Raw genomic sequence first — 13,113 nt, 5'->3', positions numbered from 1 at the left:
TAGCAACATTTTTACTGGCCCGTTGGTCAAGCGGTTAAGACACCGCCCTTTCACGGCGGTAACACGGGTTCGAGTCCCGTACGGGTCATTTAATTAAATTTGGAGGTTTAGCTCAGCTGGGAGAGCATCTGCCTTACAAGCAGAGGGTCAGCGGTTCGATCCCGTTAACCTCCATTCGGTTCCGTGGTGTAGGGGTTAACATGCCTGCCTGTCACGCAGGAGATCGCGGGTTCAAATCCCGTCGGGACCGCCATTATTTAATTAAATACTTTAAACTATTATATATGGCGCGGTAGCTCAGTTGGTAGAGCAACGGATTGAAGCTCCGTGTGTCGGCAGTTCGATTCTGTCCCGCGCCACCATGGAGGAGTAGCGAAGTGGCTAAACGCGACGGACTGTAAATCCGTTCCTTAGGGTTCAGTGGTTCGAATCCACTCTCCTCCATTTGTTTCAGGGGCATAGTTTAAAGGTAGAACAGCGGTCTCCAAAACCGTTAGTGTGGGTTCAATTCCTGCTGCCCCTGTTCTTTTTATGGCGATCGTGGCGAAGTGGTTAACGCACCGGATTGTGGCTCCGGCACTCGTGGGTTCGATTCCCATCGTTCGCCCTTGTATTATTGGGGTATAGCCAAGCGGTAAGGCAACGGACTTTGACTCCGTCATGCGTTGGTTCGAATCCAGCTACCCCAGTTTTCTTAGAAAAGTTTCAGGAAACTCTCTTGAAAATGACTTGTTCTAGGAAGAAAACAATAGTATAATGGCGGTATAGCCAAGTGGTAAGGCAGAGGTCTGCAAAACCTTCATCACCGGTTCAAATCCGGTTACCGCCTTAGTACTAGAATATTTATTGATATGCCGGCGTGGCGGAATTGGCAGACGCGCTGGACTCAAAATCCAGTGCCCTCACGGGCGTGCCGGTTCGACCCCGGCCGCCGGTATAAAGAGCTAAGATGTTATTTCATCTTAGTTTTTTATTTGAAATTGAATAGGGTAATGGCGGATGTGGCGAAGTGGTTAACGCATCGGATTGTGGCTCCGACACTCGTGGGTTCGATTCCCATCATTCGCCCTAACGAAGACTCAGCAGAATTTGTTGGGTCTTTTTTTGGCTCTTTGTGGCTCTTTGTCAAATAGGACTGATAGAGTGAGATAAGAACATCTAAGGTAGAATTCCTTTTCTACTTTAGATGTTTTTTGATTCATAGGTAATCAGATTATTTAGTAAGAAAATTCTGGTCTTCATTTTCCGAAAGCTTCGAAAGCCATAAGCGACTCGTTTCAATGCTTTGATGTGGGTATGCAGATTTTCTATTTTGGCATTTGAATAAGGCAATTCGAGGGCTAAACGAATGCCGGATTCATAGTTTATAAAAGCTTTTTTTATATGATGTAGTTCTTTTGGAACGGAATTGGGCATCGTTCTTACAAGTTTAAAGAAAGTGTCCGCCTCTTTGTCGTGAAACGCTTGAAGAATTTCTTGATAGTAAAAATAGGCGATTCGTAATTCGTCAGAGATCGAAAGCAGACGATCCACCACTTCACTTTCGGTGAGATACGCCCAACCAAAATTGCGCCATTTGGTCCATTTGTCATAAACAAGCTTGTCCTGTCGTTTGATCAGAAGTCGAGACAACGCCTTTAATTGTCGATAATGTTTGGCTTGTGTTGGATCGTTACGATCAAAACTTTTCATGATTCGTACGCGAATATCCTCAAATTTGCGAATGAGATGTTTGACAATGTGAAAACGATCCACAACGAGTTTTGCCTTTGGAAAACATTCCTTTATCAGAGAGGCATAAGAAGCATTCATGTCCGTCACGATGACCTTTACCTTCAATCGTGCGCGTCGTTAAAATTGCATAAAATAAGAAACGAGGGCTTTTTTCTTCCGTGAAGGAAGAATATCCAGTAATTTTCCAGTATCGCCATCCATACAAGAAAAGGAATAGGGACCGACTTGATTTTTCAGTGAACGAAATTCATCCATTAATAAACAACGCGGTAACCAATTTCTTTTTACTTTTGTCATGGGGATTAGAGAAGCAAGTGTCCGAGAAACGGTCGACCAAGAAACGCCGCAATGCTTAGCGATTGTCGTCATTGCTTGTTTTTCCGTTAGCTCTTCTAAAATTTTATAGCGCACTTGTTTAGCGATAAAGCAGTTTCTATCGACAATGTAGGTATTCGCCGTAAAATAGGTGTGGCAGCCACGACAGTGGTAGCGTTGTTTCGCTAAAGCAAGATAAGTCAGTTGGTTCGCACATTTATTAAGTTGAATGAGCGATTTTTTCTTTCCGTTCTTAACGATCATGCCTTCATGATTCATCTGTTTACACAAAGGACAGCGACGAATTTCTTTACTTAACGTCGCAGAAACAACAAGACTCTTGATATTCTTAATGCTCTTCGATTCCACATTTGTGATGAAAATGTTTTTATCTTTGATTCCAAGTAGTAGTTTGATATGATGAAGATCAGGCATACAGAACGCTCCTTTGATTGTGTTGTGGTGATTCAATTCTAACGGAGCTTCTGTATGTTTTGTTTTTTCATGCTCAAAAAGGACCGATAGAATGATTTTCTATCAGTCCTAGAAATTATAGAGCCTTTATAATGAAACTACTAAATCTTGTTAAATTAGAATTTTGACTATTCGGAAGTGTATAGCATTTTTTGTTTTTTGTTGATCGGTTAGGAGGTAAGTCGATGGGAAAAAAGTATTACTTGTTTTAGATGGACAGAAGGGGATACTTGATAAAACTATTTACGAGAAGGCTCAAACGGTTTCTGCTATTAATACAATGGTTGCTTCATTTCAGAAAGCTCAGCAACCGATTATTTTTACTCGGCATACCAATAAAACATCATTAATTTGCGAGTCAGCGTTATGGACGTTAGATGCTACCCTTGATTGCCCTGAGGAATCACTGATTTTCGATAAAAGAAGAAGCAACATTTTTGATGAGCCAGGTTTTGAGAAATTATTGAGAAAACTTGATATGCAAGAATTGTATATTTGTGGCTTTGTTACGAATGGTTGTGTCCAAGCTGCTTGCTTAAAGGGGCAAGCCAAGGGATATAGGATTTGTTTATTAAAGGATGCCCATAGTACTTTTGTGAAGAACGCGAATCATGTCATTGAGTCCTGGAACGCTAAACTCGTTAAATCAGGTATTACAGTGATTCCTGCTGATGAAGCGAAACGGCAGCTCTAAAAAGATAAAATGGTTGAATGATCGTACAAAAGCTATTACTACAGGACCCTCCATAGGTCTTCATAGTAATAGCTTTTACTTTACGCTTTAAAGTTATATAGAGGCCGGATGATTTCTTTTACTTCCATCGTCTCATGCAAATTCGTCAATAACTGCTTCTTCGATTTATACGCTTTAGGAGCCTCATCCAATGTTTTTTTAGAAACAGATGTCGTCCAAACATGCCGCATCATATGCTGATAGTTTTCTAGGCTGATCGAGGCTCTGGCTTGAGAGCGGCTCATCATGCGACCTGCCCCATGTGGACCAGATTGATTCCATTCATCATTGCCTTTCCCAATACCAATGATTGAACCATCCTTCATATTTAATGGAACAATCATTTTTTCCTGCTTGCGAGCAGAGGCAGCCCCTTTACGTAAAATCATGTGCTTCAGATCAATATAATTGTGTGGACTGTCAAAACTTTCAATCACATATTTTTCCCACTTCATTGCTTTTAAGATCGTCAATGCCATACTTTGTCGATTGAAGGCAGCATATTGTTGTGCAATTTTCATATCTGATAAATAATTTTCTAGGTCCCTTTCTGCTACATAGGATAATTCATAGGGGATTTTTATCTCCTCTCGTAATTGCATCAGAAAATCCTTTTCAGCTGGATCTATTGCTGAAGCTGCTCGCTGTTTTAATTCTTGCCGTCGTTGTGTTAGCTTTTGATAAGCGATTTCTTGATGATATTCCGCAATTTCTTTACCTAACAGGCGACTGCCACTATGAACCACCAAGTAAAAGCCATCTGATCCTTCGTTAACCTCAATGAAGTGGTTTCCTCCGCCTAACGTTCCCAAGCTTCGTAACACTCTTCCTCGATGAATTGGTGCCTCAACGCCTTCTAGAGGAAAAGTATATTGCGGTTTGCTGTGGGAATGATGTCCACTGGGTATACGGTTGCGGATGATTCGATCGAGTTTATCAAAATTGAGTTTGACTCCCTTCTTGATTTTTGCGACGTATAAGCCGCAGCCGATATCGACACCTACGAGATTAGGAACTACCTGATCCTGTATAGTCATTGTTGTCCCGATCACACAACTGGAACCGCTGTGAGTGTCAGGCATCATTCGAATTTTAGCATCCTTCGTAAATATTTGATTGCAAAGGGTCATGATTTGCCCTACTGTACTGTCAGTTAAATTATCAGTATAGACAGTCGCTGTATTGTATTTTCCTTTTATTGTTAACATATTTAATCCTCTCATAGAGGAATTAAATCATTCCTCTTCTTAATTTGTATTTAGGTCTGACTTCTTTCTTTTTCCACTCATAGGGAACACCTCCGTTGATTTTTAAATATCTTCGACTTAATTTTATGAAACAAAAAAACTGCCAATCCTTCGATTGACAGTTTAACAAATAGGCTTTATTCAGAAGCTTAGAGAGCCTGTAGAATAAGACTCTTGCTTCGAACAAAACAGATCCAACCGTTCAATCAACTGTATGAAGTTTAGATAATTTGTCTTAATCATTGTACTCTCTCCCTTCGTTTATTGCTTTATAAAGCCTACCATCTAATTTATCAAGCTGTCAAGATTATTTTGAGCAAGAAACCGATAAATAAGCTATTTTCCTTCTTTATATTGGACAGGAATTAATACTTCAAATACCTGATCTTCTGGCTGTTCAGAGGTAGTCTCATCCTGCCAAAGCAATTCCCAAATATCTCCATTTAATTCTAGTTTATTCTCCTTCAGATAGTTCCTAAAGCGATTGTTAAAGGTATTGATGTGATGAATCTCATCTTTCATAAAACCAGAAACATAATATCCCGCTGGGCGCTTTACTACACGTTGCTGATCATAAATGTGCAGGCGATCCTCGGAGATCTTTACTAAGGCGCGATAAGGAGCGGTATGGAAATTTTCCTGATAAAAGGCGGAACCATCCACAAGGAAACCAATCGGGTATCCGCTAAATAAATCCCTGCTTTCTACTGAGGAATAGAAACGACCGTAAATTTGAACAGAGTTTATATCATAATTCTCGATTGTCTCAGAAATGACGAAGGACTCAGCCTCTCGATAGGAAAGAGTGATAGATTCAAGATCGAAGTTTTTTAGGGTAGTATAGCGTTCGATGTAGCTATTTAAAGAATCCCGAATGCCATTTAGTTTATTTATTTGTTCATTCACTTTTTGTTTCTGTCGAATAAATCCATCTAAAACATAGTCAACGTTCCGGTTCTTTAAAAATACATGAATGTCTTCTAAGGAGACGTCAAGATTTTTCAATAATAAAATGACGTCTAACTCAAAATATTGATCAATGCCATAATAGCGATAGCCATTTTCACCAACTTTTGCAGGTTTAAAAAGATCGATTTGGTCATAGTAAATCAAGGTTCTTCGACTAATGCCCGCGTATTTTGCCATCTCGCTAATCGTTAATAATTCTTTCATTAAAAAAATTCCTTTCCTGCTTGACTGTGACGTAACGTTACAGTTTATTCTACCATAGAAGAAGGAGGGGAAAAAAGATGAAACTATTCAATATCTTTTTCAAAGAATATCATAAGATGTTCTTCGGCACCTTCATCTTAATGATCGTGCAAGCGGTTGGAACGCTAATGATTCCTTACTATGTTGCTGAAATTATAGATGAAGGTATTTTAACTCAGGATCAAGGAGCGATTTGGCGTAATGGTGCATTTATGCTGGGGATAGCTGTATTGACGGGGATCGTGTCAATTATCGCCAGCTATTATTCCGCGATTTTGGCTGGACGTTTCGGCTATTTTTTACGGAAACAATTAGTCAACAAAACACAGCAGCTCTCCATGGCTGACATGGATGAGTTTGGGACACCAACCCTACTCGCGCGAACAACTAGCGACATCACCAATATTCAGCAAATTATGATGATGGTCTTTCAAATGATTATTCCAGCACCGTTGATTTGTTTGGCTTCAATCGTTTTAACGGGGGTCATTTCGTGGCGCTTTGTTTGGATTCCCATGGCTTCAATCGCTCTATTTTCAATTGTAGCCTTATTGGTGATCAAAAAGGCCATTCCGCTTGCAGAGGTGATGCAGCAGCGGATGGATAAAATGATGCAAATCTTGAGAGAGTTTTATACAGGGGTTCGTGTGATTCGAGCATTCAATAAAACTAGCTTTGAAAAGAAACGGACAGATCAAACCTTTAGTAATTATGCTGAGGTAATGATTCGCGTGAATAAATTATTTGCCGTCCTAAATCCAACAGTCAACTTAGTGATGGGCTTAGGAATGACCGCAGTATTAGCCTTTGGCGGTGTTCTTGTACTTCAAGGAAATGTCCCTATCGGAAGTTTAACAGCGATCAGTGAATATACCGTCTTGAGTCTATGGTTCCTAACAATGGCAGCCATGGTTATTGTCATGATTCCAAAGGCTTTAGCTTCATTGGAACGGATCGATGAAGTATTAACGAAAGAGGAAGAGATCGTGGATGGAGCGAAAGTATCCTTTGAATTGAAAGAGGATGCACCGATCGCCGTTTTTGATCATGTCGATTTTGCATACAGCGGAGCAGAAGAGGCAGTTCTATCCGATATTAGCTTTGACATTCCTAAAGGTGTGACAGCGATTGTGGGCGGAACAGGCTCAGGGAAGAGTACTATTGCTAAAGCCTTGCTGCGTTTAAAGGATACGACGAAAGGGGAGATACGCTTTCTTGATGAACCTGTTCAATGCGTCACACAAGAAGCGTTAAGAGAGCGAATTAGTTACGTTCCTCAGAAAGCTTTCTTATTTAGCGGAACGATTCGAGAGAATTTTCTTTTTGGTAAGCCGTCAGCTACAGAACAAGAAATGAAGCAGACAGCCGAAGTAGCTCAAGCGGCTGCATTTATTAATTCCCTCGATGGTCAGTATGATGCTTTGGTTGCTCAGAAGGGAAATAACTTCTCCGGCGGGCAAAAACAACGTTTGAGTATTGCGCGGGCGTTAATCAAGCCTGCTGATCTGTATTTCTTTGATGATAGTTTCTCAGCCTTAGATTATCAAACAGACGCTAAGCTGCGGAAGGCTTTAAAGAGTTATCTGCAAGACGCGGCAATTGTGATTGTCGCTCAACGGCTCTCGACGATTAAGGATGCGGACCAAATCATTGTTTTAGAAGAAGGAAAAATCGTGGGTAAAGGGACGCACGAAGAGTTGCTCCGTATCTGTAAGGTGTACCAAGAATTTGCCAAATCTCAAGGAATGGAGGGGAAGAAGCATGAGCATCAAGCAAGTTGATGAAAAAGAATTAGTGTCTGAAAAACCAAAAGAATTTAAAAAAACGGGATTACGATTGTTTAAATTGCTGATGGAGCAGAAGCGTCGATTTATCATTATTGTTGGCTCAGCTATTTGCTTTGCCACATTAATGGCGATCACTCCCTTAATCTTAGGATGGGGATTGGATGCCATTATAGGTCTGCTGAGAACACAGCAGGCATCTTTAAAAAATATAGTTGAAGCATTACGGCGCCCAGTACTTCTACTCTTTTTAACGTGGGGTGGCGTATCACTCTTTTCTTTATTACAGGAATATACGATGGCGAGCGTTGCTGAGACACTAACCTTACGACTTAGAAAAACATTGACAGAGAAGCTGAATCATTTACCGATGAAGTTTTTTGATCAATATAAAACCGGTGATATATTAACAAGAGCGACCTTGGATTTAGATAAAGTCTCTGAAGTCTTGCAAGTCGGTTTAATGCAAATGATTTCAGCGATTTTATCCATCGTTATTGGTTTAGGCTTGATGATTTATTTGAGTCCGCTTTTAACGCTAGGGATTGTTGTGATTTTATTGATTAGCTTATTGCTGACCAATTATCTGGCTCATAAAAATCAAGAGTATTTTTCTGAAAATCAAGCAGCATTAGGGGCTGTAGGAACAAAGGCTGAGGAAAATTATTCGGGAAATCTACTTATTAAAGCTTATAATCGGCAAAAGGAAACTGCCGAGGAATTGGATAAATTGAATGAGGCACAGTTCCAAGCCTTCAAAAAAGCCCAATTTGTTAGCTTTGCCATCAACCCATTAATTCGTTTAATCAACCAGTTAGGATTTGTGACGAGCGCAGTTGTTGGAGGCATCATGGTGATCAATGGACAACTATCGATTGGTTTGGTTCAAGCTTATCTGCAATATGTGAATCAAGTTTCCGAACCAATTACACAGGTCTCCTATGTAATCAATAGTTTGCAAAGCGCTTTTGCAGCCTTAGAGCGAATTTTTGAGCTTTTAGATTTGGAGGAAGAAACAGAAGAAGTATTAAGTGTTGCCGTTCCAGAAAACCTTCGTGGTGAAGTAACTTTTAAGCATGTTGCATTCGGCTATACTTCAGATCGGCTTTTAATGGATGACGTGAACTTCAAGGTGAAGCCCAAGCAGATGGTAGCAATCGTTGGTCCGACAGGTGCGGGTAAGACAACGATGATCAATTTATTGATGCGTTTTTATGAATTGACAGGGGGGCAAATCGAAGTAGACGGTAAGAATATCAGTCATTTTTCACGTGCGGCCATTCGCCAGAAGTTTGGTATGGTCTTGCAGGACACATGGCTGTTCGAAGGAAGTGTAGCTGATAATATTGCATACGGCAATCCAGAGGCGACAAAGGAGGAAATTATTCAAGCAGCAAGAGACGCACAATGTCATCACTTTATCCGAACGTTGCCAAATGGGTATGATACCATCATCTCATCAGATGGCAGTCAGATTTCTCAAGGTCAGCAGCAACTCTTAACGATTGCTCGAGCGATCTTAGCAGATCCGCAGTTGTTGATCTTAGATGAGGCAACCTCTAGCGTAGATACACGAACAGAGGGAATGATCCAACAGGCGATGGATCGTTTAACTGCTGAAAGGACCAGCTTCGTGATTGCGCATCGCTTATCTACCATAAAAAATGCCGATCTGATTTTAGTGATGAAGGATGGTTCGATCATTGAACAGGGCAGCCATCGGAGTTTAATGAAAAAAGGTGATTTCTACGCGAATTTGTACAATAGTCAATTTGCAGGATAAGCTCGACAAATATTGTCGGGCTTTTTTAATGTTTTATGAAAATAATTTATTAGAGAGCCATCATGAGAATTTACTACTTAAGAGGATATTAATATTGGTGCTATAGGACTCTTTTTTACCAGTAAGAAACCAAAAAATTGCTAAGTTAGAAAATATTCTGAAAATTCATTGACTTTTAATCTTATGAAATGTATAGTATAAAAAAATGATTAAGATATTATTAGAAAAAACAAGGAGCCGATTTTTATGCGCAAGAGTAAATACAATAATTTTGATGGCATCGTCTTATTAATTATTGAGTCCAGGACTTAGAACGCGGAGAAGTAACAACCGTTAGTTTGAGTCCTATTTGCGTTAGAAATGGGATTCTTGCAAGAGCATCCCATTTATTGATGGGATGCTCTTTTTTTGAAGGTAGGGAGATGTGACTATGAGAAGTGATCAGATTAAAAAAGGTATTGATGCAGCACCCGCCAGAAGTTTGTTATACGCGACTGGCCAAGTAAAAAATATCCACGATATGGATAAGCCATTTATTGCTATTTGTAATTCTTATATCGATATTGTACCGGGACATGTCCACCTACGAGAACTCGCCGATGTAGCAAAAGAAGCGATTCGTGAAGCCGGAGGCATTCCGTTCGAATTCAATACGATTGGTGTAGACGATGGAATTGCGATGGGGCATATCGGAATGCGCTACTCGCTGCCGAGTAGAGAACTTATCGCTGATGCGGCAGAAACAGTCATTAACGCCCATTGGTTTGACGGAGTATTTTATATTCCCAACTGTGACAAAATCACTCCGGGAATGATCATGGCTGCTATGAGAACGAATGTGCCATCCATCTTTTGTTCAGGCGGTCCAATGAAGGCTGGGATTGATCCCCGTGGTCACCAAACGACACTTTCGTCAATGTTTGAAGCTGTTGGCGCATTTAAAGAAGGTCAAATGACCAAAGAAGATTTTCTCTTTATGGAACAAAACGCGTGTCCAACTTGTGGTTCGTGCGCCGGAATGTTTACAGCAAATTCTATGAACTGTCTATTAGAAATTCTAGGGTTAGCTTTACCAGGAAATGGGACAATTTTGGCTGTTTCTGATGAGCGTCGTGAGTTGGTTCGTGAATCGGCGAAGCATTTAATGGATCTTGTGAAGAAACAAATCAAACCACGAGATATCGTGACTAAGGACGCTATTGATGATGCCTTCGCGTTAGATATGGCGATGGGCGGCTCAACTAATACGGTTCTTCATACATTGGCAATCGCCAATGAAGCAGAGATTGATTACGATCAATCCGATATCAATGAGATTGCAAAAAGAGTTCCTTACCTTTCAAAAATCGCGCCGTCTTCCAATTATTCGATGCACGATGTTCATGAGGCAGGTGGTGTTCCAGCAATTATCAATGAATTGGTCTCCATTGACGGAGCGATTCATTCTGATCGAATCACAGTGACAGGCAAAACCTTACGGGAAAGTGTTGCATCTGCAAAAATTCGGAATGAAGAGGTAATCCATCCGAAAACTTCTCCTTATAGTCCAGTCGGCGGTCTTTCTATCTTATATGGCAACATTGCACCAGAAGGTAGTGTCATCAAGGTTGGGGGAGTAGACCCAAGTATTAAGGTCTTTAAAGGAAAAGCGATTTGCTTTAGCTCTCATGATGAAGCGGTGGAAGCTATTGACAATCACACAGTTACGAAAGGACATGTTGTTGTCATTCGTTACGAAGGTCCAAAAGGCGGACCTGGTATGCCGGAAATGTTGGCACCGACGTCTAGTATTGTCGGGCGTGGTTTAGGGAAAGATGTAGCACTAATTACTGATGGGCGTTTCTCAGGAGCTACTCGAGGAATCGCTGTTGGACATATCTCTCCAGAAGCTGCTGCAGGTGGACCAATCGCGCTAGTTCAAGATGGTGATGAAATCACGATCGATTTAACGAATCGAACATTGAATGTGGATGTATCAGCAGAAGAATTAGCAAAACGGCAAGAGGGGTTAAAAAAATTCCAGCCGAAGGTCAAAAAAGGCTGGTTAGCACGTTACTCGGCAATGGTCACTTCAGCGCATACTGGTGGTGTCATGAAATTACCTGAAGAATAGGGGGAATCGGGGTGGAAGAAATGAAACAAAAAGTGGAAACAGAAAACCTATACAATGGTGCAGATTTGTTAATCAAGTGTCTGGAGCATCAAGGAGTCGAATTGATTTTTGGGTATCCCGGAGGGTCCGTCCTACCATTATTTGATTCCCTTTATGATGAATCTATCCCAAATATTCTCACACGGCACGAGCAGGGTGCAGTTCATGCAGCTGAAGGGTATGCGAAAGCTACAGGAAAACCGGGAGTTGTGATCGTAACTAGCGGTCCAGGTGCAACGAATGTCGTGACAGGAATCGCTGATGCAATGATCGATTCTGTTCCACTAGTAGTAATCACTGGTCAGGTAACAACTCCAGGAATCGGAAAAGATGCCTTTCAGGAAGCGGATATGCTGGGAATTACCGTTCCCATCACCAAAAATAATTATCAAGTTCGCGACATCGAAGAGCTTCCACGTATCGTTAATGAAGCCTTCCATATTGCTACAACTGGACGCAAAGGACCAGTTTTGATTGATTTACCGAAGGACATCACAGTATTGAAATCAAATCCAAAGATTGATCGGCCGGTTCATTTAGAAAGCTATCAGCCAACAACGACCCCCTCGATTTTACAGGTTGAACGCTTAATGAGCTTACTAAAGAAAGCTAAAAAACCTCTTCTTTTGGTTGGCGGCGGAGTAGTAGCAGCGAATGGTGCTGAGGAATTAAGGCAGTTTGTTGATAAATACCAAATTCCGACCGTTAGTACGCTTTTAGGCTTAGGGCTACTGCCCCATGATGACCCTAATTTCTTAGGAATGGGCGGAATGCATGGGACCTATGTAGCAAATATGGCAATGATGGAAACGGATCTGTTAATTAATATTGGCAGTCGTTTTGATGATCGCCTTGCCTGTTCACCTGAAGCTTTTGCACCACATGCGAAAGTTGCTCATATTGACGTGGATCCAGTTGAAATCGGCAAAATCATCAAGACGGATGTACCGATTGTTGGCGATGCAAAAATTGCTTTGCAGCAAATGCTGTCAATCGAAATTGAAGCCCCCGATTGCCAAGCTTGGCGTGATCTCTGTGATGAACGGAAGAAAAAGTATCCATTAAAATATGATCGTCACGAAAAAATCATCAAACCGCAAGAAGTAATAGAAATCATCGGTCGAATTACAAAAGGAAAATCCTATGTTGTAACAGACGTAGGACAACATCAAATGTGGGTAGCTCAATATTATCCATTCCAATTTCCTAAGCAGCTGATCACCAGTGGTGGACTTGGGACTATGGGGTATGGAATCCCCGCAGGAATCGGCGTGAAATTTGGTAAACCAAAAGAATCCGTAGTTGTTTTTGTGGGAGATGGCGGGTTCCAAATGACGAATCAGGAGCTGGCAATCTTAAACCAACACCAGTTGGACATCAAATTTGTCTTATTGAACAATCAATCATTGGGAATGGTTCGGCAATGGCAGGAGAAGTTTTACAATGAACGACGCTCCCAATCGGTCTTTCATGAGCAGCCAGACTTTATGAAAATGGCGGAGGCTTATGGAATTGGGAATAAGAAAATTACCGACCCAGCTTCTTTGGAGAAGGAGTTACAGGAGGCTTTTGCTACACCTGGACCAATGCTGATTGAGGTCATGATCTGCAACAAAGAGCATGTATTACCGATGATCCCAGCCGGGATGCCAAATGATCAAATGTTAGGGGTTGATTAA

Annotated in this window: 6 protein-coding genes, 11 tRNA genes and 2 pseudogenes; 16 read left to right on the top strand and 3 right to left on the bottom strand. The window is 41.1% G+C overall.

All coding sequences use genetic code 11. From position 1 onward, the window contains the following. The first annotated feature begins 16 nt into the window (after window positions 1-16). The 11 genes from IGI50_RS09150 to IGI50_RS09100 all read left to right on the top strand — a co-directional run bounded on the left by IGI50_RS09150 (window position 17) and on the right by IGI50_RS09100 (window position 1,068). A tRNA-Glu gene (locus tag IGI50_RS09150) sits at window positions 17-88 on the top strand. A 13-nt stretch (window positions 89-101) separates the two neighbouring features. Then, window positions 102-174: transfer RNA gene (locus IGI50_RS09145), tRNA-Val, on the top strand. 3 nt (window positions 175-177) lie between these two features. Then, window positions 178-253 (top strand) — tRNA-Asp (locus IGI50_RS09140). Window positions 254-286: 33 nt separating this feature from the next. Further along, window positions 287-362, top strand: a tRNA-Phe gene (locus IGI50_RS09135). A gap of 1 nt (window position 363) precedes the next feature. Further along, a tRNA-Tyr gene (locus tag IGI50_RS09130) sits at window positions 364-444 on the top strand. A gap of 8 nt (window positions 445-452) precedes the next feature. Continuing rightward, window positions 453-523 (top strand) — tRNA-Trp (locus IGI50_RS09125). An 11-nt stretch (window positions 524-534) separates the two neighbouring features. Next, a tRNA-His gene (locus tag IGI50_RS09120) sits at window positions 535-607 on the top strand. Window positions 608-617: 10 nt separating this feature from the next. Continuing rightward, a tRNA-Gln gene (locus IGI50_RS09115) sits at window positions 618-689 on the top strand. A 69-nt stretch (window positions 690-758) separates the two neighbouring features. Next, window positions 759-829 (top strand) — tRNA-Cys (locus IGI50_RS09110). A gap of 24 nt (window positions 830-853) precedes the next feature. Continuing rightward, window positions 854-937: transfer RNA gene (locus IGI50_RS09105), tRNA-Leu, on the top strand. A 58-nt stretch (window positions 938-995) separates the two neighbouring features. Further along, window positions 996-1,068, top strand: a tRNA-His gene (locus tag IGI50_RS09100). Between the two features lie 114 nt (window positions 1,069-1,182). Here IGI50_RS09100 and IGI50_RS09095 read toward each other — a convergent pair. Further along, window positions 1,183-2,484: pseudogene (locus IGI50_RS09095) on the bottom strand (ISL3 family transposase). Between the two features lie 247 nt (window positions 2,485-2,731). Here IGI50_RS09095 and IGI50_RS09090 point away from each other — a divergent pair. Beyond that, a pseudogene (locus IGI50_RS09090) lies at window positions 2,732-3,217 on the top strand (isochorismatase family cysteine hydrolase); the annotation flags it as partial. 80 nt (window positions 3,218-3,297) lie between these two features. Here the strand turns inward: IGI50_RS09090 and IGI50_RS09085 are convergent. Together IGI50_RS09085 and IGI50_RS09080 are read right to left on the bottom strand one after the other, a co-directional pair. Next, on the bottom strand, window positions 3,298-4,464 hold the full coding sequence (locus IGI50_RS09085; protein WP_438776780.1) for an RtcB family protein: 1,167 nt from the start codon (window positions 4,462-4,464) through the stop codon (window positions 3,298-3,300). Window positions 4,465-4,839: 375 nt separating this feature from the next. After that, entirely contained in the window at window positions 4,840-5,676 is an 837-nt protein-coding gene (locus IGI50_RS09080) for a MerR family DNA-binding transcriptional regulator (protein ID WP_438776779.1), read from the bottom strand. A 77-nt stretch (window positions 5,677-5,753) separates the two neighbouring features. Between IGI50_RS09080 and IGI50_RS09075 the strand changes: the two genes are divergently transcribed. The 4 genes from IGI50_RS09075 (at window position 5,754) to ilvB (ending at window position 13,113) form a co-directional block, all read left to right on the top strand. Continuing rightward, window positions 5,754-7,496, top strand: a complete 1,743-nt coding sequence (locus IGI50_RS09075; RefSeq protein WP_438776778.1) for an ABC transporter ATP-binding protein — start codon at window positions 5,754-5,756, stop codon at window positions 7,494-7,496. Then, window positions 7,477-9,282: an ABC transporter ATP-binding protein gene (locus IGI50_RS09070; protein WP_438776777.1), complete on the top strand. Its 1,806-nt coding sequence runs from the start codon at window positions 7,477-7,479 to the stop codon at window positions 9,280-9,282. Before IGI50_RS09075 ends, IGI50_RS09070 begins: the two co-directional genes overlap by 20 nt. 430 nt (window positions 9,283-9,712) lie before the next feature. Continuing rightward, entirely contained in the window at window positions 9,713-11,395 is a 1,683-nt protein-coding gene (ilvD, locus tag IGI50_RS09065; protein ID WP_218255731.1) for a dihydroxy-acid dehydratase, read from the top strand. Window positions 11,396-11,415: 20 nt separating this feature from the next. Next, the gene (gene ilvB, locus IGI50_RS09060) at window positions 11,416-13,113 is read left to right on the top strand and encodes a biosynthetic-type acetolactate synthase large subunit (RefSeq protein ID WP_035016634.1); all 1,698 of its coding nucleotides are present in this window, start codon (window positions 11,416-11,418) and stop codon (window positions 13,111-13,113) included.

It is taken from the genome of Enterococcus sp. DIV0170, assembly GCF_051710765.1.
GTDB lineage: Bacteria > Bacillota > Bacilli > Lactobacillales > Enterococcaceae > Enterococcus_A > Enterococcus_A raffinosus.
The sequence above is the reverse complement of the archived record's forward strand: the minus strand, read 5'-3'. Positions and strand labels throughout refer to the sequence as shown.

Excerpts from the sequence above, each read along its gene's own strand:
- IGI50_RS09085 (WP_438776780.1), bottom strand. The coding sequence starts at position 4,464 with ATGTTAACAATAAAAGGAAAATACAATACAGCGACTGTCTATACTGAT.
- IGI50_RS09080 (WP_438776779.1), bottom strand. The coding sequence starts at position 5,676 with ATGAAAGAATTATTAACGATTAGCGAGATGGCAAAATACGCGGGCATT.
- IGI50_RS09075 (WP_438776778.1), top strand. The coding sequence starts at position 5,754 with ATGAAACTATTCAATATCTTTTTCAAAGAATATCATAAGATGTTCTTC.
- IGI50_RS09070 (WP_438776777.1), top strand. The coding sequence starts at position 7,477 with ATGAGCATCAAGCAAGTTGATGAAAAAGAATTAGTGTCTGAAAAACCA.
- ilvD (WP_218255731.1), top strand. The coding sequence starts at position 9,713 with ATGAGAAGTGATCAGATTAAAAAAGGTATTGATGCAGCACCCGCCAGA.
- ilvB (WP_035016634.1), top strand. The coding sequence starts at position 11,416 with ATGAAACAAAAAGTGGAAACAGAAAACCTATACAATGGTGCAGATTTG.